The following is a 23,902-nucleotide window of genomic DNA, read 5'->3' as shown; positions in this document are numbered from 1 at the left end:
GGCGCGACTGTTGTTGTCGCTGATCAACGCCGCTTGATGTTGGGAAGCCGGGTTAGTGCCCGACTTCAAAATCGATCGCTCGTTCTTGAACTGTATCTCTAAGGAGGGTAAACCCCATGGCTCGTGCTCGTTTGCTGGTGTTCACGTTGGTCGTTCTGACCGTTCTCGCGGTGGTCCCGGTGTTCGCGCAGGACACCCCCGCTCCCGTCACCATTACGCTCGCTGGCTACGCCGTCCCGCGTGAAGCCTACGGTGACATCATCCCATTGTTCCAGCGTTACTGGCAAGAGCAGACTGGCCAGCAGGTGATTGTGCTCGAATCGTATCAGGGGTCGGGCGCCCAATCCCGCGCCATCGCCGGCGGCTTTGAAGCCGATGTCGCCGCGCTCTCGATTGAGCCGGACATCACCCGCCTCGTCGACGCCGGACTGGTTTCGGAAGACTGGAAAACGGATAACCCGTATCAAGGCTTTGCGACGCAGTCGCTGGTAGTGTTGGCGGTGCGTCCAGATAACCCGCTGGGCATTACCGATTGGGCAGATCTGGCGAATGACGGCGTGCAGGTGATCACGCCTGACCCGGCGACCAGCGGCGGCGCGCAGTGGAACATCCTCGGCGCGGCGGGCGCAGCGGCGCGCGGGTTTGTGCCCGGCTATGAAGGCGAAGAAGGGTCGGCGAATTTCCTGCGCGCGCTGGCGGGCAACATCGCCGTGCTGGATCGCGATGGCCGCGAGAGCTTCCTGACGTTTGAACGCGGGATCGGCGATGTAGCGATCACCTATGAGAACGAAGTTTACGCGGGGCAGGCCGCAGGCGGCGAATATGGGCTGATCTACCCCGCCTCAACCATCCTGATCGAAAACCCGGTCGCCGTCATTGACAGCTACGTCGACAAACATGGCACGCGCGAAGTCGCGGAAGCCTTCGTGCAGTTCCTGTGGTCCGTCGAAGCGCAGGCGGCATTCGCGGATCATGGCTTCCGCCCGGTCAACCCGACGGTGCGCGCTGCCTACGGTCTCGACGACGGCGGCGTGGAAGTCACGCCTGACCCGAACGCACCCGTCATCGAAGCGAACCCCAGCATCACGTTCCCGGCGGTGCAAGACCTGTTCACCATTGCCGAATTTGGCGGGTGGGCAGAAGCGCGTCCCGCGTACTTCGGCGATACCGGCATCTTCACCCAGATCATCGGCGAAGTTCAGGGAGGCTAAATGGCCCAGATTCCGCTCTCGTACCCCACAACGAACGAGGCGGTGACGCGCACTCAGGCTCCGAATCTCGGAGCCTGGGGGCTGCGGCTCACGGCCTTGATCTATCTCGGCGCTTTCATTCTCGTCCCGGTGCTGGTGATCCACATTCAGGGGCTGCGCTTCGGGCTGGCTGAGTTCTGGGCCAGCATCACCCGTCCGGAAGCCATGAGCGCCGTGGGTCTCTCCCTCTATACCTCGGTCGTCATGGCGGCGATCAACACGGTCGTCGGCACGCTGACGGCCTATGTGCTGGTGCGCTATCGCTTTCCGGGCAAGCGTGTGTTTAACACGCTGATCGATCTGCCGTTCGCCATTCCCACGCTGGTCATCGGCGTGATGCTGGTGCTGCTGTACGGGCCGCAAACGCCCGTCGGGCGCTTCTTCGACCGGCAGCTCGACGTACAAATTCTATTCGAGACGCCGGGCATCATCCTGGCGCTGCTGCTGGTGGGCTACCCGTTCGTGATTCGCACGGTGCAGCCTGTCTTGTTACAAGTGGATCCCAGTCAGATGGAAGCGGCGCACACGATTGGCGCGTCGGCGTGGACAACTTTCCGCCGCGTGATCTTCCCGGCGATCCGCCCCGCCGTGGTGACGGGCGCGCTGCTGAGTTTCGCGCGGTCGCTGGGGGAATTTGGTTCGGTGATTGTCGTGGCGGGCAACATTCCGCTGCGTTCGCAGACTGGAACGGTCTACGTCTATACCCAGGTCGAAGCCGGGAATCTGCAAGCGGCCAGCGGCGTGTCGATGGTGCTGCTGCTGATCGCGTTCGGTGTGACGCTCGGGATCGACTTGCTCCAATGGAGGCGACATGCGTGAGACTGAAGTGCGTTCACCCATAGCTCTCCTCTTGATTCTCATCGTCGTGTTGTATGCGGCGGCGCTGTTCGTCGCACCCTTGTTCGCGATGGTTCAGGGCGCACTGGCGCGGGGCATCGAACCACTGCTGGAAACGTTTCGCGATCCCAGCGTGATCCATGCGTTTCAGGTCACACTGATCCTGTCGCTGGCCGCGGTCGCGATTAACGCGCTGCTCGGTTTGACGACGGCGTGGGTGCTGGTGCGGCACCGTTTTCGTGGGCGCAAGCTGTTTGATACGCTCGTGGATATTCCGTTTGTCTTCTCACCCGTGATTGCAGGTTACGCGCTGATTGTGTTGTTTGGTCGGGAAGGGTGGCTTGCGCCGCCGATTTTCCCGGTCGTGTTTGCGCTGCCGGGGATTTTGCTGGCGAAAGTGTTTGTGTCGCTGCCGTTCGTCACGCGCGAAGTGCAGCCCGTACTGGAAGCGCTCGCGCCGGAGCCCGAACAGGCCGCTTATACCATCGGCGCGAGCCGCTGGACGACCTTCCGCCGCGTGATTTTGCCGGAACTGTGGACGGCGCTGCTCTACGGCGTGGTGCTGACGTTTGCGCGGGCGATTGGCGAGTTCGGCGCTGTCTCGGTTGTGAGCGGCAATATCGAAGGCTACACAGAGACGGCGACGAGCTTTGTTTTTCGCGCGCTGAATGATCGCAACAATGTTGGGGCGTATGGGGTATCGGCGCTGTTGTGTGTGTTCTCACTAGTGATTTTGATCGTCATGAGTTTGCTGCGCAGTCGGATTGTTCGTAGGGAGGCATGATGTCGATTCAACTGGAGAACGTCAACAAGGCGTATGGTGCGCATCAGGTGGTGCGTGAGGTTTCGCTGCACATTGAAACGGGTGAATTGTTCGTCCTGCTGGGCGCGAGTGGCAGTGGCAAGAGCACGCTCCTGCGCCTGATTTCCGGCTTGCTCCTGCCCGACAGCGGGCGCATCTACCTCAATGACCGCGATGTGACGACGCTCGCTCCGCAGGCGCGCGGCACAGGTTTTGTGTTTCAGAATTACTCGCTGTTCCGCCACATGACGGTGGCGGAGAACATCGAATTTGGCTTGAGCATCCGGCAGGTCAGCCGCAAGGAACGCGATCAGCGCACCGCCGAACTGCTCGACCTGATCGGGCTGCCGGGTTACGGCAATCGTCTGCCGTCGCAGCTCTCGGGTGGTCAGCAGCAGCGTGTTGCCTTGGCGCGGGCGCTGGCCTATCAGCCGAACGTGCTCCTCCTCGATGAACCGTTCGGCGCGCTTGATGTGAAAATCCGCGTGCAGCTCCGCGAGAGTCTGCGCGAAATTCAGCGGCGCTTGGGCGTGACCACCATTCTCGTCACACATGACCAGGAAGAAGCGTTCGACATCGCCGACCGCATCGGCGTGATCGAGAATGGTGAACTGCTGGAAGTCGGCACGCCGAGCGATTTGTACCAGCGGCCGCAGCGCCACTTCACGGCGACCTTCCTCGGTACGGCGAATCTGCTGCAAGCGCATCGCAACGGCAAGTATGTGCATCTCGGCGATGTGCATCTGCCTGCGCCGCCCAACACCGAGCACTTGAGCGGTCAGCCCGTGCATTTGCTGGCGCGCCCGGAAGAGATCACGCTGTATCCGTCGCGCAGCGCCGCTAACGGGCAGGTGATCGGCAGCGGGAAAGTTGAATCGATCAACTTTGCTGGGGCGATGACGCGCGCCGTGGTGCGCTTGCACGAGCCAGCGCAAACGGCGGTGCAAGTGTTGGTGTCTCCGGCAGAAGCCCGCACGCTTGGCTTGACTGTCGGGCAGGAGTTGTGGGTTGGCTTGGGCGCGTATCACGTTCTGGCGAAAGAAGAAGCCATCTAGGCCATCAGGCTAGAGAATTAGGCTACGGGCGGCATATCCAAGTTCCACTTTTGTAGAGACGCGGTTTATCACACCCGCTGTCTCCGACCCCACCCCCAGCCCCTCCCCGAATTCGGGGAGGGGAGCCAACAGCTCGCGCCCAACCGAATTCATTTTCGTAGGGACGCGATTTATCGCGTCCACTGGCGTTAGGTATGGCGTTAGGGACGGTTTCTGAACACTCTCAGGCTGCGTCCCTACCTGCTCCAACTCCATACTCCGCTCTAACACTTCTATGAGAACGCCCCCTGCCGTAGAATAGACTACGTTTCGCCCGCAGCGTGGAGTACCCCCATGATTCAGTACATCAGCTTTGGCATCGTCATCGACGATATTGTGCTGCCGGATGGTTCGGCGTACATGGGCATACTTGGTGGGGGCGGGCCACAAACGGTGTGGGGCATGGCCGCGGCGCTCGGTGGGGGTGAGCAGGTCGGACTCGTGGCGGAGGTCGGCACGGACTTCGATGTTGTTTCACTTGCGCCGCTCCACGCCGCGCGTATCAACCTTGACGGTGTGCGCTCGACGGCAGCGCAAACGCCACGCGCATGGCAGCACATCGATGCGGAGGGTGGACGTACTCATCAATGGCAAGCGCCGCCCCTTAAGTCAATCACGTTTGGTACGAGTATCGCGGAGCTCCTACCCGCGAGTTATGCCGGCGTGCGCGGTTTTCACTGGGGGCTGCATCCCGAGAACCCGCCGCTTGGTGAGGCGCAGCAGCTGATTCACAGTGGGGCACAGGTGTCGCTGGAGACCTTCAAGCCGCCGGAACGACCGCTGACGGCGGACGCACTCCGCGACTTGATCGGCGCGTGCACGGTGTTTTCGCCGAATTGGTCGGAGGCGGCGGGCATCATCGGCAGCACCGATTACGCGAGGGTGATCAACACCTTCCGCGAGGCGGGTTGTCAGGTGTTGGCGCTGCGCCGTGGGTCGGCGGGGGCCGAAGTGTGGGATTTCCGTTCCGACGAGGGCGGTGCGCGTACCGGCTGTGCCGACCACGGTGGTCGACACCGTTGGGGCGGGGAATGCCTTTTGTGGCGCGCTGCTGGCGACGCTCGATCAGGGTGTGGAAGCGGCGGCGTGTCAGGCGGTTGCCGCGGCCGCCTACATGGTCGAGCAGTTTGGGTTACCCGCTCATCTGCCAGAAGCTTCAGACTATGCCCAGAGGATTGCGTTTGCGCAGCGCGGCTTAACAAAATTGGACCTGCAACGAGGATGACCAACCCAGTATATTAAGTAAAGTCTCCCTAGATGAGCATTTGACTATATGTTGGGTTCATCTTTACTTGACAGGCGTTTAACACTCACTTAAACTTAATTTAAAGTTTGAGTTGAAAGCCTGACGCCTGTGATCTATTTCATTCCCATCCTGCTCCTCACCGTCATTTTCGGGTATCTGAACAGTCTTAACGGTGCGGCCAGCATCGTCGCGACGCTGATTTCGTCGCGCGCGCTGTCGCCGCGGCGGGCGATTCTCCTCGCCGCGCTGTTCATGTGCTCCGGGCCGTTTCTACTTGGGGTGGCGGTCGCCGGGGCGGTGGGCACGGATATGGTCGCATCACAGGCGCAGACGGCGAGTGTGTTGGTCGCGGCGCTGGCGGGCGCGATCGCGTGGGTCGTGGTCGCCGTGTGGCTGAAAATCCCGTCGAGCACGACGCAGGCCTTTGTCGGCGCGCTGGTCGGCGCGGTGTGGATCGGCTTCGGGCAAGATGCGGTGCTCGTCCCCGGCTTGACCAAAACCTTGATTGCGCTGTTCCTGTCCCCGGTGCTCGGGATTATTGGCGGGTACTGGCTGGTCAAAGCGTGTTATGTCGCCAGCGCCAGCGCCAGCCCGCACATGAATGTGTGGTTCAAGCGCGGACAGGTGCCGCTGTGTGCCCTGTTGGCACTCGCTTACGGCGCGAATGACGGCCAGAAAATCGTCGGCATCCTCGTATTCGGGTTGGTGGCGACGGGCTTGATCAAGAGTTTCGTCGTGCCCGAGTGGGTGGTCGCGCTCAGCGCCATGACCATGCTGCTCGGCACGCTGCTCGGCAGTTGGCGCCTGATTCACACCCTCGGCGACAAGTTCTACCGCATTCGCCCAGTGCATGGCTTTGGCGCGCAGGTCGCGTCTGGCACGATTCTGCTCAGCGCATCGCTGTTGGGCGGCCCGGTCAGTTCCTCGCAGGTGATCACCTCGGCCATTGTAGGCGCAGGCAGCGCGGAACGCGTGCAGCAAGTGCGCTGGCAGGTCGTGCGGCGGATTTTGTCCGGATGGCTGCTCACCCTGCCGATCTCGGCGCTGGCGGGTGCGAGCATTTACCTGCTCCTCAGCCGGATCGCCTAATATGAATGTCTTTGCACGGATCAAGAACCGGGCGCAGACCGCAACGCGGCGCAAACCGGATAAGTTCATCACGCGGCTGGCGCTGCAAACGCAGATCGTCGTCTGTGGAGCACAGGCGCTCCTCGACTATATGAATGCGCCCACCAAGCCCAATGCCAATCGCGTGCGCCAATTGGAACACGAGGCGGATGATGTGCGCCGCCAGTTGATCAGCGAGCTGAATCACACCTTTGTCACGCCGATTGATCGCGAAGATCTGTTCGGTTTGTCGCGGGCAATTGACGATATCCTCGATTTTGCCTATTCGACCACCAACGAACTCGACATCCTGAACGTGCGCCCGAATACATATTTGCGGGCGATGGCGCGGCTGCTGCTGTTGAGCGCGCAGGAGATCCAGATCTCGATGGAGCATCTGGAGCGCGAACCGGCGATTGCCGATCTCCACGCGATGCGCGCCAAAGCGATTGAGAATCGCATGGAGAAGTTGTACGCGCGGGCGCTCGCTGCCTTGTTCAAAGACCCGCGGGATCTCAACGATGTCGTAATGATGTTCAAACTGCGCGAAATTTACCGGCACATGTATCATGCTATTGGCAGCGCTGAACAAGCCGCCAACTTAATCAGTGACATTCGCATTAAATTCTATTGATAAGCCGCGCTTAATACCTTGCGCTGACTTAGGTAAGCAGTACAATTAATCTGCATTTAAAGGAGATTTAATATGTTGCGTTCGTTCCTCTTTGTGTTCCTGCTTCTCGTTCTATGTGTGGCTCCGGCTTTCGCGCAGGACAGTACCCTGACCGTCCTGTGCACGCCCCAAGAAGACTGGTGCGTTGCGATGACCCAGGCTTTCCAGGCGGAAACGGGTATTGAGACGTCGTATGTGCGTCTGTCCTCCGGTGAAGCGCTCGCCCGCATTCAGGCGACTGCCGACAATCCGGAATTCTCGGTGTGGTGGGGCGGCCCGGCGGATGCGTTCATCGCCGCCAACGAACAGGGCTTGTTTGAAGCCTATGAATCCCCGAATGCCGCAGTCGTCGATCCGCAGTATAAGGGTGCGGATGGCTCATGGACGGGTGTGTATGTCGGCGCGCTCGGCTTCTGCTCGAACACTGAACTGCTCGATGAACTGGGCGTTGAAGTCCCGACCTCGTGGCAGGATCTGCTGAACCCCGCGCTGGAAGGCAATGTGGCGATGGCCCACCCGGCGACCTCCGGCACGGCATTCACCGCTTTCTGGACGAATGTCACGCTGGCCGCCGACGCGCTCGAATGGCCGGACGGCAGGACCGCGGCGGATGGCACAGCGGTTGAAGGCACGGGCGAAGGCTACAACGAAGATGGCAGCCCGACGCAGGCCGCGATTGACAACGCGTTTGAATATTTCACCGCGCTCAACCAGAACATTTTGCAGTACACCCGCTCGGGTTCGGCCCCCGGTCGTATGGCCGGCGGTGGCGAAGTCGCCGTGGCGATCATCTTCTCGCATGACTGCGTCAAGCTGCAGCAGGAAGGGTTCGCGGATATTCTGGTGAACTCGTTCCCTGAAGAAGGCACGGGCTACGAAATCGGCGGCATGGCGATTCTCGCTGGCGCGCCGGAACCGGACGCTGCGCGGATGTGGTACGACTGGGCGCTGACCCCCGAAGCGCAGGCCATCGCGCTGACGGTCAACTCGCTCCAGATTCCGACCAACCCGGAAACGCCGCGTTCCGAACTGACCGTGGATCTCGCTTCGGTCAACGTGGTCGAATACAACTTCCAGGCGGCGGGTGAAAACCGCACCGCGCTGGTCGAACGCTTCGACGCTGAAGTCGCGCCGACGCCGCAGGAATAGCGCTCCTCAACGTTCCACTCGTCAACCAATCCCGCTCAGCACCCGCTGAGCGGGATGCTTATTCGAAGGATGGGAGCCTAAGTTGTATAGACGAAGCCGCATTCGCAATGAATTTGTGCGACTGCTCCAAGATCCGCTCCTCACGATTGGCCTAATTCTCGTCAGTATCTTCGTGTTCATCGCCATTGTGCTGCCCATCATCGCGATGGTTGGCGCGGGGTTTTCCGCCGAAGGGCTGCCGTTCTTTCAGCGCTATGTTGGCGAGCCGGTGTACCAGGCGATCATCGGCAACACGATTGTGCTCGGCTTGACGGTCGCCACGCTCGGCACGCTGATCGGCTTTCTGTTCGCCTATGTGCAGGTGAAGGTGAAAGCGCCGTTCAAGCGCTTCATGCACTTCATCGCGCTCGTGCCGATCATTTCCCCCCCGTTCGCCCTCGCCAGCGCCGTGATTCTGCTGTTCGGGCGCAATGGCCTGATCACCAAGGGCGTGTTTGATACGCGCTGTCTATGGGGGTCGGGGCGTAACTGCAACGACATTTACGGGCTGGACGGTTTGACGCTGGTGCTGGCGCTGTCGTTGTTCACCGTCGCCTATTTGAACTTCAAGGGCATGCTGCAAGCGCTTGACCCGGCGCTCGACGAAGCGGCGACTAACCTCGGCGCGAGCAAGTGGCACACCTTCCGCACGGTGACCATCCCTATGCTGCTGCCCGGTTTCGCCAGTTCGTTCCTGCTGCTGTTCGTCGAAGCGATTGCCGATCTCGGCAACCCGCTGGTGCTGGGCGGCAACTTCGAAGTGCTGGCGACGCGCATCTATGTGTCGATTGTCGGTTTGTATGACACGACCGCTGCTGCTGTGCTGTCGATTGTGCTGCTCGTCCCGTCGCTGACGGTGTTCATCATCCAGCGTTACTGGATTAACCGGGCGAGCGTCGTCTCGGTGACGGGCAAGCCGACCGGACAGCCGCAGTTGATCACGCATCCGGTGATGCGCTGGGTGCTGTGGGGTGCGGTCATGGTGATCTGCGTGCTGGTGGTCGCCATCTACGCGACGATCTTTGTCGGGCGCGTTCACCCGTGTGCTCGGCGTCAACAACGAGTTCACGCTCGATAATTTCAATTTTGTCATCAACGGCTATGGCGCGGAAGCCATGGGCGATACGACGTGGCTGTCGGCACTGGCGACTCCGGTCGCGGGCATCCTCGGCATCTTCATCGCCTTCCTGATCGTGCGCAAAGCCTTTGCGGGACGGACGCTGCTGGACTTTGCGACGATGCTCGGCATCGCCGTGCCCGGCACGATTCTCGGTATCGGCTATCTGGTCGTGTTCAACAATCCGATTGAGCTGACCCTCGTCAGCAGCCCGGATAACCCGGTCGTGCTGACGCTGCTCCCCAAGCTGACCGGCGGGCGCGCGGTGTTTGGTGGCGCCTTAGCGATCATCCTCGTGTATATTGCGCGCAGCACCCCGGCGGCGCTCCGCGCGGGGGTGTCGCTGCTGTCACAGATCGACCCGACGATTGAGGAAGCCTCGACCAGCCTCGGCGCGAACAGCGCGCAGACGTTCCGGCGCATCACGCTGCCGCTGATCCGTCCGGCGTTCCTGTCCGGCCTGATCTATGCGTTCGCGCGCTCGATGACGACGATCTCGGCGATTGTCTTTTTGACCACGCCGCAAACGAAAATTATGACGGCGCAAATCTTGAATGAAGTTGAAAATGGACGTTTTGGGAATGCTTTCGCCTATTGTGTGATCTTGATCGGCATCGTGCTGGTCACCATCGGCATTCTCTACTTTGTGGTTGGCGCGCGGACAGGCGCTGAGCGGTTAGGAGGAGGCAGGTAATGCGCGAACAACCGCAAACGAGCATGGTGCTCGAAGAACTGACGAAGAAGTTCACCGCTCGTGAGGGTTCGGGCGAAGTCATTGCCGTGGACAGCGTGTCGCTCACTATTCAGAAAGGCGAGTTCGTCACGCTGCTCGGCCCGTCAGGCTGCGGCAAGACGACCACCCTGCGCCTGATCGCCGGGTTCGAGATGCCCTCTTCCGGTCGCCTGCTGCTGGAAGGGCAGGACATCACCAATCAGGCGCCGAACAAACGGGACATGGCGCTGGTGTTCCAGAGCTACGCGCTGTTCCCGCACATGAGCGTGTTCGACAATGTGGCCTATGGTCTGCATTTGCGTAAATTGTCGCGCGACGACATTCAGAAGCGCGTCAATGCGACGCTGGAGATGATCGGTTTGGGGCAGTTGGGCAAGCGGCGTCCGAATCAGCTCTCGGGTGGGCAGCAGCAGCGTGTCGCGCTGGCGCGCGCGTTAGTCATGGAACCGCGCGTGCTGCTGTTCGATGAGCCGCTCTCCAACCTTGACGCCAAGATGCGCGTGCAGATGCGCAGCGAAATTCATCGCTTGCAGCGGCGGCTCAACATCACCACGATTTACGTGACGCACGACCAGATTGAGGCGATGTCGATGTCGGATCGCATCGTCGTGATGAACGCGGGGCGCATCGAGCAGATCGGCACGCCAGAGGATATCTACCGTTGCCCGCAGACGCATTTTGTCGCGGATTTCATCGGGCGCGCGAACTTTGTGCAGGCTACCGTCGCGGACAAGGGGAGCGCGTCGACGACCTTGACGCTGCTCGGGCTCACACTCACCCTGCCCTCAACGGTACCGGTGCCCGTCGGCAGTCAGGTGGAAGTGCTGCTGCGCCCGGAAGCCATCAAGCTGCGGGCGGATGCCGCGCTGCCACAGGCGACGGTCGAGCAGACGATGTATCTCGGCTCGGAGATTGAATATGTGGTGTTGGCCAAGGGTATCCGCCTGACAGTCGCAGAGAATGACCCGCGCGTGAGCCAGATTTTCGCGGAAGGCGAGACGGTCGGCATCGATTTTGTCGCCGAAGCGATCCACATTATCCCGGCATAGCTGACGGAACTTAATTCACGTAAGTGTGTAAGAACTGAACCCCCCCCTCCCGAATCAGGGAGGGGAGACCACGGGCTCCCCGCTGCCAAAGACCGTTACACAGCCTGTTAGGCGCGTACCAGACCCCCTCGACGGTTTACCTTGGTAGCACTGACCACAACCCCTGACAGTCATTGAAATTCAGCCAATGCGCGAAATTGCCGATGGCATCCTCGCGGACGAGGTCGTTGTACTGGCTGCGGGGAATATCGCGGAAGAAGATCACTGAGAGCACTGGACTGCGATCATAAGGGTGGCCGTAGGCGACGAGCGTCAGCGTCCCACCGGAATAGAAGCCGAGCTTTGAGCCAAACTCGAGATACCATTCGCGGATGAAGTCGCTCTCGCTCCAGAACAGCGCCAGCCGCGTCAGCGCCTTCACATTTTCGGTGAGGGCGGTATTGCTATCCTCGTAGATCGCGCGCAGCACCTGCAGAAAATCGCTCGGCGACCCGTTCGCGGTATGCCGGGCGAGAATCGCGGTCTGCACGTCCCATGTGGGGAACTGTGTGCCGCGACCGGAACGGTACTCGATTTCCGCTGCTCGCCATTCCTCGTCGTTCACGTATAGGTCGAGATAGCCTTCACCGATGGTGCGGTTGAGAGTGTCAACTTCGCTGAGCGTCGCTTTCCCGGTGACATGATTGTTCATGAGCAGCGGGATCATCGTCAGCGAGTTCGGGTAGTCGGTGTTGGTGATGCCGATGGCGCGATAGATCGCATCCCAATCGACTGGGTCGAGCAGGTTGAGAATGTAGTCGGAGGCCGCATTGGAGCTGTATTGGACCATACCGAGCGCCAGCTCCCATAACGAGATCTGCTGGATGTTGTCCGGGTACTGCGCCATGAAGCGATCATGCGCGCCGCGGTCGGTGCGCGGTAGGTTGTAGCGATCCAGCTCATCCACGTTCACCAATTCGCTGAACGTCAGCTCGCCCGAGTCCAGCCGCTGCGCATAGGCGATGAAGATCAGCAGTTTGGTGACTGAGGCTAACGGAAAGGCGTCGTTCGCGTTATACAGCACGGTATTCGCCGGGTTATCCAGCGGCATACACGCGATGCCGACATCGCCGGGTTGGTCGACGATCTGCTCCCAGATCAGACCCAGATCGTCCGTGCCAATCGGGCCGATTTGCGCGTGCGCGGCGCTCGGCGCGATCATCAGGAGCGCATAGGTGAAAAAGAGGATGAGGCGGGTTGTCATAGGAGTCCTGTCCGCTGTGCTATTTGTGTGCACACTGTTCCAAGTGTAATTGCGCACGGCGAATGATGGTTAAATACAGCTTAAATATGCGTGAATTCGCTGGCTTCTGTCGTCTATACTACATCAATCCGGCGTTCACCGTGCTGCGTGCTACACGTGTTGATTCGGCGGCAGTTCGGTGGTATCTTCTGCGCTGCGCGCCGCGTGCGGTGGCCGGAGCAGCGCGCGCCTACATCTGGTCAAACGAGAGCATAGACGACAAAAATGAAATATTTCCTCGGCATTGATGTCGGTACATCAAGCCTGAAGACGGGGTTGTGGCGCGAGGATGGTGAACTCGCGGCGAATGCCAGCCGTCCCTATCCAACTGTGCGCCTCGCGCCGAGTTGGGCGGAGCAGGATCCGCTCGATTGGTGGCGCGCGCTGACCGAAACCGTCGCGCAGGTGCTCAATAAGAGCGGCGTCCGCCCGGCAGAGATCGCCGGGATCGGTGTGGACAGCATGGGCTGGACGTTCGTCCCGGTCGACAAAGCGGGCGAACCGCTGTACTCGGCGCTCACGTGGCAGGATCGCCGCGCCAAGGAAGAAGCGGCAGCGCTGCGCGCACATCCCCAAGCCGATCAGCTCGTCCACCTGAACGCAAATCCGCTCGACGAAGCGTATTCGACGGCCAAAGTGCAGTGGCTCAAGCAGTATCACCCGGACATTTACGCTGGGGCTGATCAACTGTTGATCGCCTCCAGCTTCCTCGTGCGCAAGCTGACGGATGTCAACACGTGCGATTATACGCAGGCTTACGCCTTCCATTGTTTCGATGAGTGGAATCTGCGCTGGGATGAAGCTGCCGCTGACCTGATTGGCCTCGACCTCGCCAAGCTGCCGCCGCTCTACCAGTCGTGCGCGGTCGTCGGCGAAGTCACGACCCGCGCTGCCGCCGAACTCGGACTGATCGCGGGCATCCCGGTGATCGCGGGCGGACTCGATGCCGCGGTCGGGGCGTTCGGCAATGGGGTGACGCGTGTTGGACAAACTGCGGATCAGGGTGGGACGGCGTTCGGCATGTCGATTGCCGTCGATCAGGTGGTCGTCGAGCCGCGCCTGATCTTCTCGCCGCATGTCGTGCCGGGGTTGTATCTGCTGCAGGGGGGTACGGTCGGCGGTGGCACATTCGAATGGTTCCGCGCGCAGCTTGGGCAAGCCGAGCAGCTCGCCGCCGAGATCACGAGCGAGAATGTGTTCTCGATCATGACGGCAGAAGCGGAACGCGCGCCTGCCGGGGCGAACGGTCTAATCTTTCTGCCGTATATGTCCGGTGAGCGCAGCCCGATCTGGGACAGTGATGCGCGCGGCGTGTTCATCGGCTTGAACTTCAGCACAAAACGTTCGGACATCATCCGTGCCCTGATGGAAGGCTGCGCGCTGGCCGTCTACCACAACATGCAGGTGGCCGAAGAATCGGGTGCGCCTGTGCTTGAGTGGATCGGCATTGGCGGCGGGGCGAACAGCCCGAGCTGGTGCCAGCTCAAGGCGGACATCACCAACCGGACGTTCACGGTCAACCGCCGCGCGAATGGCGAAGCGGGCGATAACTCGCTCGGTGTGGCGGTGATGGCGGGCTATGGCGTCGGGCATTACGGCAACCTCGCGCAGACGATTGAGCAGTTTTTGCCCCGGCGGCAGGTCTACCAGCCCAACCCGAAAAACCACGCCGTCTACCAGGAACTTTACCCGATTTACCTCAACGCTTACGAACCGCTCAAACCGACCTTTACGGCGTTGGCGGCGTTTACCCAGAAAGCAAAGGAACAGACCTCATGACTCTCCCGGAGATGATGAACGCGGTCGTGCTCGAAGCACCGCAGCAGATCGTCTACAAGCAAATTCCTGTGCCCGCGCTCGAACCCGGTTGGGTGCTGCTCAAGGTGGGCGCAGTGTCGATCTGCGGGTCGGATGTGCTGCGCGTGTGGGCGGGACATGCCCGCGTACTGCCAATTGTGCTCGGTCACGAATGCGCGGGGACTGTCGTCGCCGTCGGCGACGGTGTGGATGCGGGGCTGATGGGACGGCGGTTCGCGCTCATCCCGCTCATCCCGAACATGGACTCGCCGATCAGCGACCTGGGTTTTTACTCGTCATCACCCGGTTATTCATTCATCGGGTCACGTATCAACGGTGGCTTTGCGGATTACGTGGCTGTGCCTGCCGCCAACATCATCGAACTGCCCGCGGACGTGCCGCTGCACCTCGGCGCGCTGCTGGAACCGTGCACGGTCGCACACCATGCGCTGAATCGCAGTGGCGGCGTGGCCGGTAAGTCGGTGAGCGTGTTCGGCGTGGGCGCAATCGGACTGCTGACGATTCAGGTAGCGAAGGCGCTCGGCGCGCGGCAGATCATCGCCGTCGACTTGTCCGACGCGCACCTCGAAGCGGCGCGGCACTTCGGGGCGCACGTGACGGTCAACCCCAAGACGACCGACGCGGTCAAGGCGATTATGGAGGCCACCGAATTCGGCGCGGATGTCTCGGTCGAAGTGGCGGGTGTCCCGGCGACGCTCATGCAGGCCACACTGAGCACTCGCGCAGGCGGCGATCTCGTGCTGGTCGGCAACCAACCCGTGCACAAGGAGATTTCACTCGACTTCTTCGAGCAGTTCATGCGTCGCCAGCTCAACATGCACGGCTCGTGGATGTCCTATTCCAAGCCGTTCCCCGGCATGGAGTGGCAGCACTGCCTTGATTTGATGCAGGCGGGCGAACTCAACCTCGAAGAGATGATCACGCACAAGCTGACCCTGCCGGAACTGCCCGACATGTTCGCGCAGATCAACGCGGGCGGGCTGGACTACCGCAAGATCATGGTGTTTGCTGACGGCGCGTAACCTCACCCCGTTTCGCTGCGCTCAACTGCCCCTCTGCAGCGGGCGAGGGGATCCAGAAATGACGCTTGTGTAGGGACAAGGTATGCCTTGTCCTTTTTGTTTTCAATTGGTAGTGATTAGGACGAGGCATGTGGGTGTTTAAAGAGCTTTCGTAAAGCCTTTCCACTCGCCAGCGGACGCAATTCATTGCGTCCCTACGAAAACTATTTCGACTTGGCGGGTGATGTTGGCTCGCCTCCCTGAATTCGGAGGCGTGGGGTCGGGGTGGGATCGGAATCTGACGTTTTCAACACCCTCAAGCCTCGTCGTTACGAATCTTTGAAACCGCTTCTAGGTCGCGCCGACGGGCAGCGACACAAGCATACACGTACCCTTGCCGAGGTCGCTGCTCACACTTACCTGCCCGCCATGCGCGCTGATGATCGCCTTGACGATCGCCAAACCTAACCCCGTGCCGCCCATATCACGACTGCGGCCTGAATCGACGCGGTAGAAACGGTCAAAGACGTGCGGGAGGTGCTCCGGCGCGATGCCTTCGCCTGTGTCGCTGATGCTGATCTGCAAATCGGAGGCGCTTCTGCCAACGGCTAACGTTATCTTGCCACCTTCGGGCGTGTGCCGCAGCGCGTTGCTCAGCAGGTTGTTGATCACCTGCGTGATGCGGTGTTTGTCCGCCAGTACGGTCGGCAGCGCGGGCGCGATCGCGACTGCAAAGGCGATCTCTTTGCTCTCCGCGACGACGCTGAAGGGCGCGGCGATCTCCTCGATGATGCCGCCGAGATCAGTTGGCTTGCAGTTGAGCGGAAGTTGACGTGCCTCCGCCTGAGCGATTTCGTGCAGGTCGGTGACAAGGCGACTGAGCGTGCGCGTCTGCTCGTACAACCCGGCGATTTCGGTCTTGGTCATGGGGTAGGCGTCGTCGAGGATGGCGTACAGGTTGGCTTGCAGCGCCGTGATCGGTGTGCGCAGTTCGTGCGCCACATCGGCGACGAGGTTGCGCCGGAGCTGCTCCGCATCGTGCAGTTGATCGACCATCCGGTTGAACGACTTCGCCAGCGTTTTGACTTCTTCTGTCCCGGCTTCTTCCACGCGGCGATCCAACTTGCCTTCGCCAATGGCGCGGGTGGCTTCGGCCAATTCGTCGAGGGACGTGGTCAGCCAGCGGCTGATCATGATGCCGAACAGCAAACTCAGCGTGCCGCCGACGAACATCAGCAGCACGAGCAGTTCATCGAGCCGCACCATATCGCGGAAGATCCAGAAGCCGCCGCCGATCGGCTTGTTCTCAGGGGAGGGCGGCGCGGCGACTTCAAGCATGCCGATGGTGACGCCATCCACCGTGATCGGTGTACTTTCGCCCACCTGCGCGTCGGTGGGCAGTTCCCCGGCGACTGTGTTTCCGTCCGCGTCGACCAGTCGCACCCCGTCATTGAACATGCGGTAGGGGAAGGCGGCCTGCGCACCGCTGAAAAGAGAGGCGACGCCGTCCCAATTGCCGCCCGTGAGATAGTATTCCCGCAGTTGCGTGGTCAAGCCTTCGACGATGCGCTCGCGTTCCTGCTCAAACGAGTTCTGCGCGTTGGCGCGCACAATGGTTACCGTGAGCACGGCGACCAGCGCGAACGAGATGAACACGACTGCGCTGAAGGCGAGGCTCAGCCGAACCCACATCTGTTTCATGATCAGCGATTCCCTAACCGATAGCCAACACCATAGACCGTCTGAATGTATTCCGGGTCGCGCGGGTCGTCGCCCAGTTTGCGCCGCAAGTTTTTGATGTGCGTGTCCAGCGACCGCTCCATGCCGTCGTACTGGTAGTTGAGCGCCGACTCGATCAATTCGCCGCGCGTAAAGATGTGCTCCGGGCTGCGGATGAGCGCATGCATAAGGTCGAATTCGATGCGCGTGAGTTCGACTTCGGTCCCACTTAGCGTCAACTGCCGGCGCGATACGTCGAGCCGCAGCGTATGGTACACCAGCACTCGTTCGACCTCCGCTTCGAGGTCGCCTTTCGCGCGGCGCAGCACTGAGCGGACGCGGGCGGCGACTTCGCGTGGGTTGTAGGGCTTGGTGATGTAATCATCCGCGCCGACTTCCAGCCCGACGATCTTGTCGGTGTCGTCCACGCGCGCGGTGAGCATGATGATCGGGATCGACTTCAACGCGGAATCGGCGCGGAGTTGGCGCGTGATATCCAGTCCATTGTGATCGGGCAGCATGAGGTCGAGGATGATGAGATCGGGGTGGTCTGCGCGGATGAGCTGGAGACCGCTTGTGCCGTCAAAGGCGCTGAGAATGCGGAAGCCCGCGTCTTCGAGAAAGACGCGCAGTGCGCGCACGGTTTCGCGGCTGTCGTCGACGATCAAAATGGTTTGTGCTGCCATTGTGCCTTGCCATAGTCCAACGTTATGCCCCCATTGTAAAGGACGATTGTGGCAAAAGTGTAAAATTTCGCGCTCCTCGAAAAAGTTTACAGTTTCCCCAAAATCCCCACACCAGACCTTCAAATTCGCTCGTGACAATGGGGCCATGTCGAATGGTTGGAGGGGTTATGCGTGTCACACTGGCTTTGTTCTTACTCTTGCTTTTGACCCTCGCCGTGCCGGCGGGCATCGGCGTGTTTTCCGCTAGTCAGGGGGGCACTTCGGCGTCGATGGAAACGGTCACGCTGCCGAATGGGCAGCAGGCGCAGGTTCCCGCGCAGGTCGCCACGCGAATCGCTGCGAACGGTGGGACGTTCCCGCAGGTGGGACAGTTCGGCGCGGCGAGCGCGGAGACGACGACGGACACCGTGACGAGTGTTGCGGTTCTGGGATCAGTCGAAGAAAACCTGACGGCTGATCTTGCGTTTCAGACATCCGGTACAGTCGGTGAAGTCTACGTACAACCGGGCGATTATGTGGAAGCGGGGACGGTGCTGGCGGGGTTGGACGACACCGACGCGCAGATCGCCTACCGGCAGGCGCAGTTGAGCCTTGAAAACGCGCAAATCAACCTGCACAACCTGCTCGATCCACCCAGCGAAGACGAAATCCGGCAGGCGGAACTCAGCATCACCAGCGCGCAGGCCAGCTACGGCGACGCGGCGGACAACAATAACGATGCGCAAGTGCAGCAGGCGCAGATCAAGTACGACCAGGCGGTCACGAGCTACAACCTCGCCGTGCAGCAGCGTGCCAACATGAACGGCTCCGAGCAGGAACTGGCGCTGCAAGAGGCGGCGATCGGGCAGGCATCGTTCAACATGGAAATCGCGCGCTTGCAGCTTGAAGACACGCAGACGACCGACAATTCGAACTTGTGGGCGGCGGGCGTGCGCATTCAGATCGCCCAGCTCCAGTACGACGAACTGCTGGCGGGCGCGGATGAGGCGCAGGTGACAAACGCTCAGCTTGCCGTCGAGATCGCCGAGGCGAATCTCGCCAGTGCCGAGACGACGCTGCGTCGCCTTGACCTGATTTCGCCGATTGCTGGGGTGATCAGCGCGGTGAACATTGAAGTGGGCAATACTGCGGGGGCAGGGACGGCGGCCATCACCATGACCGATCTGTCGCACCTGTGGCTGACCGCGCCGATCCACGAGCTGGATCTCGATCAGGTGACGGAAGGTATGAGCGCGAGCATCGTCCTCGACGCCATCCCCGACGAAACTTTCGCCGCCACCATCGAACAGATCGCGTGGATTGGCACGGAGAGCGATGGCATTGTGCAGTATACGGCGCGCTTCCTGCTCAACACGGATGATCAGCGCATTCGACCGGGCATGACGGGTGAAGCCACGATCGCGCTGGACGCGTAAAGGAGCATGAACATGACAGTCAAAAAGTATCCTAAGCGCGGGCTGCGGCGCGGTATTGTGATTATCAGTCTGGTCGCCGGGGTGACAGTGGTTGGGTTTGGCGGCTACACGATCGTGAGGTCGCAAGACAATTCGGTGACGAGTGAAGCGACGAGCACAGAGACGGTGAGCATCAGCGAGCGCGCGACGGTGTCGACCGGGACGCTCACGCTCACACTGGATGCGGCGGGGTCGCTTAGCCCGGCGGCGAGCGAAACGCTCAGTTTTGGCGCATCGGCCCCGGTGACGGAAGTGCTTGTGCAGGTCGGCGATACGGTGCAGGCGGGTGATGTGCTGTCGCGGCTCGAAACAACGGACGCGGACGCCCGCATCCGGTTGGCTGAACTCCAATTGGCGCAGGCGCAGGCGTCACTGGATGCGCTCCTCGCGCCGCCCACGCAGATCGCCATCGACCTCGCGGAAGCGAATGTGACACTGGCACAGGCGCAGTTGTACTCGGCATCGCTGTCGGGCACGACCAGCGATGCCGATGTCGAGATCGCGCGGTTGCAGGAAGAACTAGCGCGCAATTCGCTGTGGCAGGCGCAGCTCCGCCGCGATCAGAGCGTGGCGCAGGATATCTATCGCAGCGGCGAACTGACATGGGTGGAGTCGCAGGCGTATGACCAATCGGTCAATAACGCGGCGGACAATGTGACGTTGGCGGAAACGAATTACGAGGAAACGCTGAATCCGACGACTTCCAGTTCAAGCCTCGTGTCGGCGAGCGCGTCAGTCGAAAACGCGCAGGCGCAGCTTGACAGTTTGCTGGCGGGCGCGACGGAAGACGAAATTCGGCAGGCCGAGATCAAAGTCGAACAGGCACAGTTGAGCCTCGACTCGACCCGCGAGACGCTCGAAAACTATGTGCTGGTCGCACCGTATGCCGGGGTGATTGCCGAACAAGCGCTGATCGTCGGCGTGAATCCGCCGGTGACGGGCGCGATCACGCTGCTGGATACGAGCCAGTACACGATTGACCTGAGCATTGCCGAAGCTGATGTCGTTAACGTGAGCGAAGGGCAGGCGGTGACCGTCGACGTGCAAGCCTTCTCCGGTGCCAGCATCAACGGGACGATCACCCACCTCGCCGATGTGCCCACGCAGAGCAGCCAGTTGGTTACCTATGATGCGGAAGTTCTGCTCAACGCGACGGACAGCGTGACGCTGCGCCCCGGCATGAGCGCGACCGCGACGGTCATCCTCAAGCAGTTGAACGATGTGCTGCTTATCCCCAACCGCTTCATCTCCACCGACAGCGCGACCGGCGAAAACATCGTTACGGTGGAGAACGCCGACGGCACGTACACAAGCGTCCCGGTCACGATTGGCGAACGCAGCACCGACTCGAGTGAAATCACAAGCGGGCTGGAAGCCGGACAGACGATCGTCATCATCGCGCGTGAAGTCGACGCGGTGACGGGGACGCAGGGTGGTCTCGGTCTGGGTGGTTTGCTCGGCGGTGGCGCAGCCGGTGGCGGCGGTCAACCGCCGGAGGGCTTCCAACCGCCGAGCGGCGGTATGCCGAGCGGCGGCGGGTTCCCCGGTGGTGGAGGCTGATGATGAAACTGTTCAAGCGCACCAATGGCAACGGGGCACACGAACCCGAAGTTGACAAACCGGTGATCTCCATTCGCGAGATCACCAAGGAATATCAGATGGGCGAAGAGAAGCTGCAAGTGCTCAAGGGCATTTCGCTCGACGTGCACAAAGGCGAGTTTCTCTCCATCATGGGGCCGTCGGGGTCGGGTAAAAGCACGCTGATGAACATCCTCGGCGCGCTCGACTCGCCGACGAGCGGCGAATACTTCCTCGATGGGGAAGACATCGCGCGGCTGAGCGCGACGGCGCTGGCGAAGATCCGTAACCGCAAGATCGGCTTTGTCTTCCAGAACTTCAATCTGCTCAAGCGCACTTCGGCGTTGCGGCAGGTGGAACTGCCGCTGATCTACGCGAATACGCGGGATCGCAAGGGGCGGGCGCAGGCCGCGCTCGAATCGGTTGGTCTCGGTCAGCGCCTACATCACTTACCAAGCGAACTCTCCGGCGGGCAGCAGCAGCGCGTGGCGATTGCGCGGGCATTGGTCACTAACCCGGCGATCATCCTGGCCGACGAGCCGACGGGCAACCTCGACTCGCGCAGCGGCACGGAAGTCATGCAGATCTTCCAGCGGATGAATAACGAGCAGGGCATCACCACGATCTTTGTGACGCATGACCCGTGGATCGCGCGGCATACCAAGCGCGTCGTCATGATCCGCGATGGGCGCATTGTGGCCGATCAAAAAGTCGGGCAGCCGCTGGTCGCTGGTGTGGACGAGCGACCGTCGGAAGCGCATGAGCTCCAATCGATCTTTCAGGAGACGTACTACAGCGGCAAGGCGGAGGAGTACACCTGATGCGCTTCTTCGAAAGCTTCCGTATCGCTGTGGTGAGCCTGCTGCTCAACCGCACGCGCGCACTGCTGACGATGCTCGGCATCATCATCGGCGTGGGCGCGGTGGTCAGCCTGATGAGCCTGGGGCGCGGTGTGCAGGATTACGTCGCGTCGCAGTTTGAAGGGCTGGGCGCGGATCTGCTGACGGTGCGCGGATCGCCGCCGATGCGCGGGTTCTTTCAGGCGACGAATCCGCTGACGATGGTCGACGTGGAAAAGCTGGCGGGTGACACCGTCGCGCCGGATGTGAATCAGGTCGCGGCAGACTACTCGGTCAACGGCACGGTCGTCGACGGCTACACCAGCGTCAGCGTGACGGTGCGCGGCGTGACCGGCAGCTACTTCGCCGTGCAGGACTGGCTGCCGAGTCTGGGCAGTCTGTTCACGCAGCAAGATATTGACGCGCAGGCGCAGATCGCGCTGCTGGGCACAACGGTCGTCGAAGACTTGTTTGGCGATGCGACCTACAACCCGGTCGGGCAGACCATCCGCATCAACGACCTGGCGTTCGTGATTGTCGGCGTGATGGAAGAACGCACGGCCACGCGCAGCGACCCGAACAACGAAATTCTCGTGCCGATTTCGACGGCGCAGGCGCGGCTGGCCAATGCCCGCGTCGCGGGGGAGGGCTACACCGTCTCGACGATCTACGCGCAGGTGAGTGAAGACGCGTCGATGGATGCCGCGCAGACGCAGATTGAAGCCTACCTGTTGGATAAGCATGGCATTGCCGATGCAGATGAAGCGGATTTTGACGTGACGAGCGCCGAAACCATCGCGGAGTCGCGCACGGCGGTGCTCGGCACGCTGACCATCTTCCTGAGCGGTATCGCGGCCATCTCGCTGCTGGTCGGCGGTATCGGCGTGATGAACATCATGCTTGTGTCGGTCTCCGAACGCACGCAGGAGATCGGTTTGCGCAAAGCGGTCGGCGCGCAGCATGGCGACATTCTCAGCCAGTTTCTGTTCGAAAGTATCCTGCTCTCGCTCCTCGGTGGCGCGGGCGGGGTCGCGGTCAGTTGGGGGATTTTGCAGATCGCACCGAATTTCCTGTCCGGCGTGACCTTCAGCCTCAGCCCGGATGTGATTTTGCTGGCGACGAGCGTCAGCAGCGGCATCGGCATATTCTTCGGGTTGTTCCCGGCCAACCGTGCCGCGAAGATGAGCCCGATTAAGGCGTTGAGGTTCGAATGATGTTCACTCCCATTCTGGAAAACGTTCGCATCGCCCTCAATCAACTGCTGGGCAATAAGCTGCGCACCATGCTGACCATGCTTGGCATCATCATCGGCATCACGTCCGTCGTGCTGCTGCTCTCGCTGGGGCAGGCCGTGCAGTCGAGCATCACCTCGCAGTTTGAAGGGCTCGGCGCAAGCCTCATCCGTCTGTAGCTGACGGGCAGCAGTTCGACCAAGCCGCTCACGCAGTCACTGGCGGACGCGCTGGCCGACGACAGCCGGGCTCCGGCGATTGCGTATGCCATGCCCACCACCAGCGGCAGCTACGCGGTCGTGTACAACGCCGTTGAGGACAACATTTCCGTCACCGGGGCGACCGCCGAGTACCTTGATGTTAATGACCGCTCGATCAGCAGTGGGCGCATGTTCACGCTGGCGGAACTCGAAGATAGTGCGCGGGTCGCCATCATCGGCGTGGACACGGCGGAGAACCTGTTCGAGAGCGCCAACCCCATCGGGCAGCAGATCCGGGTGCGGCAGGTGTTCTTTCAGGTGATCGGCGTGCTGGATGACACCGGCGGCGAGAACGACGACCTAATCGTTGTGCCGCTGACGACCTCCCAGACGCGCCTCAACGCGGCGCGCAGCCTGACGGGCGACGCGGTGATCAACATGATCCAGATTAAGGCGGTCGATAACGAGCAGGTGGATGCCGCAATTGAACAGGCCACGCGCATCATCCGCGAAGAACGCAATATTACATCGAGTGCTGACGAGGATTTCCGCCTCTTTACGGCGACGACCATCATCGACTCGCTGTCCACGACCATCGAAACGCTGACCGTGTTCCTCGGCGTGCTGGCGGGGATTTCGCTGGTGGTTGGCGGCATCGGCGTGATGAACATCATGCTGGTGACGGTCAACGAGCGCACGCGTGAAATCGGCTTGCGCAAGGCGGTCGGTGCGCAGCGCGGTGATATTGTCTTTCAGTTTCTGACCGAGGCGGTCGTCATGGCGCTGTTCGGCGGCCTGCTCGGCATTCTGTTGGCGGTGGGTGGCTCACTGCTGATTTCAGCACTGGTGGACAGCCTGCCGGTCGTCGTGCAAGCCTCCAGTATTGCGCTGGCAGTCGGCATTTCGGTGAGCGTCGGTGTGTTTTTCGGCGTCTACCCGGCGAGCCGCGCCGCCAGCCTCAACCCGATTGATGCGCTGCGCTATGAATAGCGCGGAA

Annotated in this window: 21 protein-coding genes and 1 pseudogene; 19 read left to right on the top strand and 3 right to left on the bottom strand. The window is 61.1% G+C overall.

Annotation, left to right across the window (positions count from 1 at the left end; translation table 11 throughout):
- Window positions 1-116: 116 nt before the first annotated feature.
- The 11 genes from IPK17_RS27490 (at window position 117) to IPK17_RS27435 (ending at window position 11,096) form a co-directional block, all read left to right on the top strand.
- Complete coding sequence (locus tag IPK17_RS27490; RefSeq protein WP_343420892.1) at window positions 117-1,211, top strand: sulfate ABC transporter substrate-binding protein; 1,095 nt, start codon at window positions 117-119, stop codon at window positions 1,209-1,211.
- A complete protein-coding gene (cysT, locus tag IPK17_RS27485) occupies window positions 1,212-2,069 on the top strand; it encodes a sulfate ABC transporter permease subunit CysT (protein WP_343420891.1) in 858 nt (285 codons plus the stop codon). It begins immediately after the preceding gene.
- Window positions 2,062-2,871, top strand: coding sequence for a sulfate ABC transporter permease subunit (locus tag IPK17_RS27480; protein WP_343420890.1), 810 nt, complete (start codon window positions 2,062-2,064; stop codon window positions 2,869-2,871). The genes cysT and IPK17_RS27480 overlap by 8 nt, the downstream gene beginning before the upstream one ends.
- A complete protein-coding gene (locus IPK17_RS27475) occupies window positions 2,868-3,944 on the top strand; it encodes an ABC transporter ATP-binding protein (protein ID WP_343420889.1) in 1,077 nt (358 codons plus the stop codon). The genes IPK17_RS27480 and IPK17_RS27475 overlap by 4 nt, the downstream gene beginning before the upstream one ends.
- A 333-nt stretch (window positions 3,945-4,277) precedes the next feature.
- Complete coding sequence (locus tag IPK17_RS27470; RefSeq protein ID WP_502749164.1) at window positions 4,278-5,225, top strand: PfkB family carbohydrate kinase; 948 nt, start codon at window positions 4,278-4,280, stop codon at window positions 5,223-5,225.
- 112 nt (window positions 5,226-5,337) lie between these two features.
- Window positions 5,338-6,318, top strand: a complete 981-nt coding sequence (locus IPK17_RS27460) for an inorganic phosphate transporter (RefSeq protein ID WP_343420888.1) — start codon at window positions 5,338-5,340, stop codon at window positions 6,316-6,318.
- Between the two features lies 1 nt (window position 6,319).
- A complete protein-coding gene (locus tag IPK17_RS27455; RefSeq protein ID WP_343420887.1) occupies window positions 6,320-6,970 on the top strand; it encodes a DUF47 domain-containing protein in 651 nt (216 codons plus the stop codon).
- 72 nt (window positions 6,971-7,042) lie between these two features.
- Window positions 7,043-8,158, top strand: coding sequence for an ABC transporter substrate-binding protein (locus IPK17_RS27450; protein ID WP_343420886.1), 1,116 nt, complete (start codon window positions 7,043-7,045; stop codon window positions 8,156-8,158).
- Between the two features lie 82 nt (window positions 8,159-8,240).
- Entirely contained in the window at window positions 8,241-9,275 is a 1,035-nt protein-coding gene (locus IPK17_RS27445; protein WP_343420885.1) for an ABC transporter permease, read from the top strand.
- Window positions 9,220-10,008, top strand: coding sequence for an ABC transporter permease (locus tag IPK17_RS27440; RefSeq protein ID WP_343420884.1), 789 nt, complete (start codon window positions 9,220-9,222; stop codon window positions 10,006-10,008). The genes IPK17_RS27445 and IPK17_RS27440 overlap by 56 nt, the downstream gene beginning before the upstream one ends.
- A complete protein-coding gene (locus IPK17_RS27435; protein ID WP_343420883.1) occupies window positions 10,008-11,096 on the top strand; it encodes an ABC transporter ATP-binding protein in 1,089 nt (362 codons plus the stop codon). Before IPK17_RS27440 ends, IPK17_RS27435 begins: the two co-directional genes overlap by 1 nt.
- Window positions 11,097-11,232: 136 nt before the next feature.
- Here IPK17_RS27435 and IPK17_RS27430 read toward each other — a convergent pair whose 3' ends face one another.
- On the bottom strand, window positions 11,233-12,339 hold the full coding sequence (locus IPK17_RS27430; protein WP_343420882.1) for a serine hydrolase: 1,107 nt from the start codon (window positions 12,337-12,339) through the stop codon (window positions 11,233-11,235).
- 264 nt (window positions 12,340-12,603) lie between these two features.
- On the opposite strand from IPK17_RS27430, the gene IPK17_RS27425 reads away from it, so the two are divergent.
- A complete protein-coding gene (locus IPK17_RS27425; RefSeq protein ID WP_343420881.1) occupies window positions 12,604-14,157 on the top strand; it encodes a xylulokinase in 1,554 nt (517 codons plus the stop codon).
- Window positions 14,154-15,218 (top strand): galactitol-1-phosphate 5-dehydrogenase, encoded by a 1,065-nt coding sequence (locus tag IPK17_RS27420; RefSeq protein WP_343420880.1) that lies wholly within the window; start codon window positions 14,154-14,156, stop codon window positions 15,216-15,218. The genes IPK17_RS27425 and IPK17_RS27420 overlap by 4 nt, the downstream gene beginning before the upstream one ends.
- A 330-nt stretch (window positions 15,219-15,548) precedes the next feature.
- On the opposite strand, the gene IPK17_RS27415 is transcribed toward IPK17_RS27420, so the two are convergent.
- Window positions 15,549-16,898, bottom strand: coding sequence for a sensor histidine kinase (locus tag IPK17_RS27415; protein ID WP_343420879.1), 1,350 nt, complete (start codon window positions 16,896-16,898; stop codon window positions 15,549-15,551).
- A 2-nt stretch (window positions 16,899-16,900) separates the two neighbouring features.
- Window positions 16,901-17,602: a response regulator transcription factor gene (locus IPK17_RS27410; RefSeq protein ID WP_343420878.1), complete on the bottom strand. Its 702-nt coding sequence runs from the start codon at window positions 17,600-17,602 to the stop codon at window positions 16,901-16,903.
- Between the two features lie 167 nt (window positions 17,603-17,769).
- On the opposite strand from IPK17_RS27410, the gene IPK17_RS27405 reads away from it, so the two are divergent.
- The 6 genes and pseudogenes from IPK17_RS27405 (at window position 17,770) to IPK17_RS27380 (ending at window position 23,895) form a co-directional block, all read left to right on the top strand.
- Complete coding sequence (locus IPK17_RS27405; RefSeq protein ID WP_343420877.1) at window positions 17,770-19,017, top strand: HlyD family secretion protein; 1,248 nt, start codon at window positions 17,770-17,772, stop codon at window positions 19,015-19,017.
- A 12-nt stretch (window positions 19,018-19,029) separates the two neighbouring features.
- Complete coding sequence (locus tag IPK17_RS27400) at window positions 19,030-20,616, top strand: efflux RND transporter periplasmic adaptor subunit (protein WP_343420876.1); 1,587 nt, start codon at window positions 19,030-19,032, stop codon at window positions 20,614-20,616.
- 2 nt (window positions 20,617-20,618) lie between these two features.
- The gene (locus tag IPK17_RS27395) at window positions 20,619-21,455 is read left to right on the top strand and encodes an ABC transporter ATP-binding protein (protein WP_343421512.1); all 837 of its coding nucleotides are present in this window, start codon (window positions 20,619-20,621) and stop codon (window positions 21,453-21,455) included.
- Window positions 21,455-22,687, top strand: a complete 1,233-nt coding sequence (locus tag IPK17_RS27390) for an ABC transporter permease (RefSeq protein WP_343420875.1) — start codon at window positions 21,455-21,457, stop codon at window positions 22,685-22,687. Before IPK17_RS27395 ends, IPK17_RS27390 begins: the two co-directional genes overlap by 1 nt.
- A pseudogene (locus tag IPK17_RS27385) lies at window positions 22,684-23,394 on the top strand (ABC transporter permease); the annotation flags it as partial. The gene IPK17_RS27390 and the pseudogene IPK17_RS27385, both read left to right, overlap by 4 nt.
- Window positions 23,377-23,895: an ABC transporter permease gene (locus IPK17_RS27380; protein ID WP_343421511.1), complete on the top strand. Its 519-nt coding sequence runs from the start codon at window positions 23,377-23,379 to the stop codon at window positions 23,893-23,895. The pseudogene IPK17_RS27385 and the gene IPK17_RS27380, both read left to right, overlap by 18 nt.
- Window positions 23,896-23,902: the final 7 nt, after the last annotated feature.

It is taken from the genome of Candidatus Flexifilum breve (genome assembly GCF_016713355.1).
Note: the sequence above shows the minus strand (reverse complement) of the source record. Positions and strands in the feature narration are given on the sequence as shown.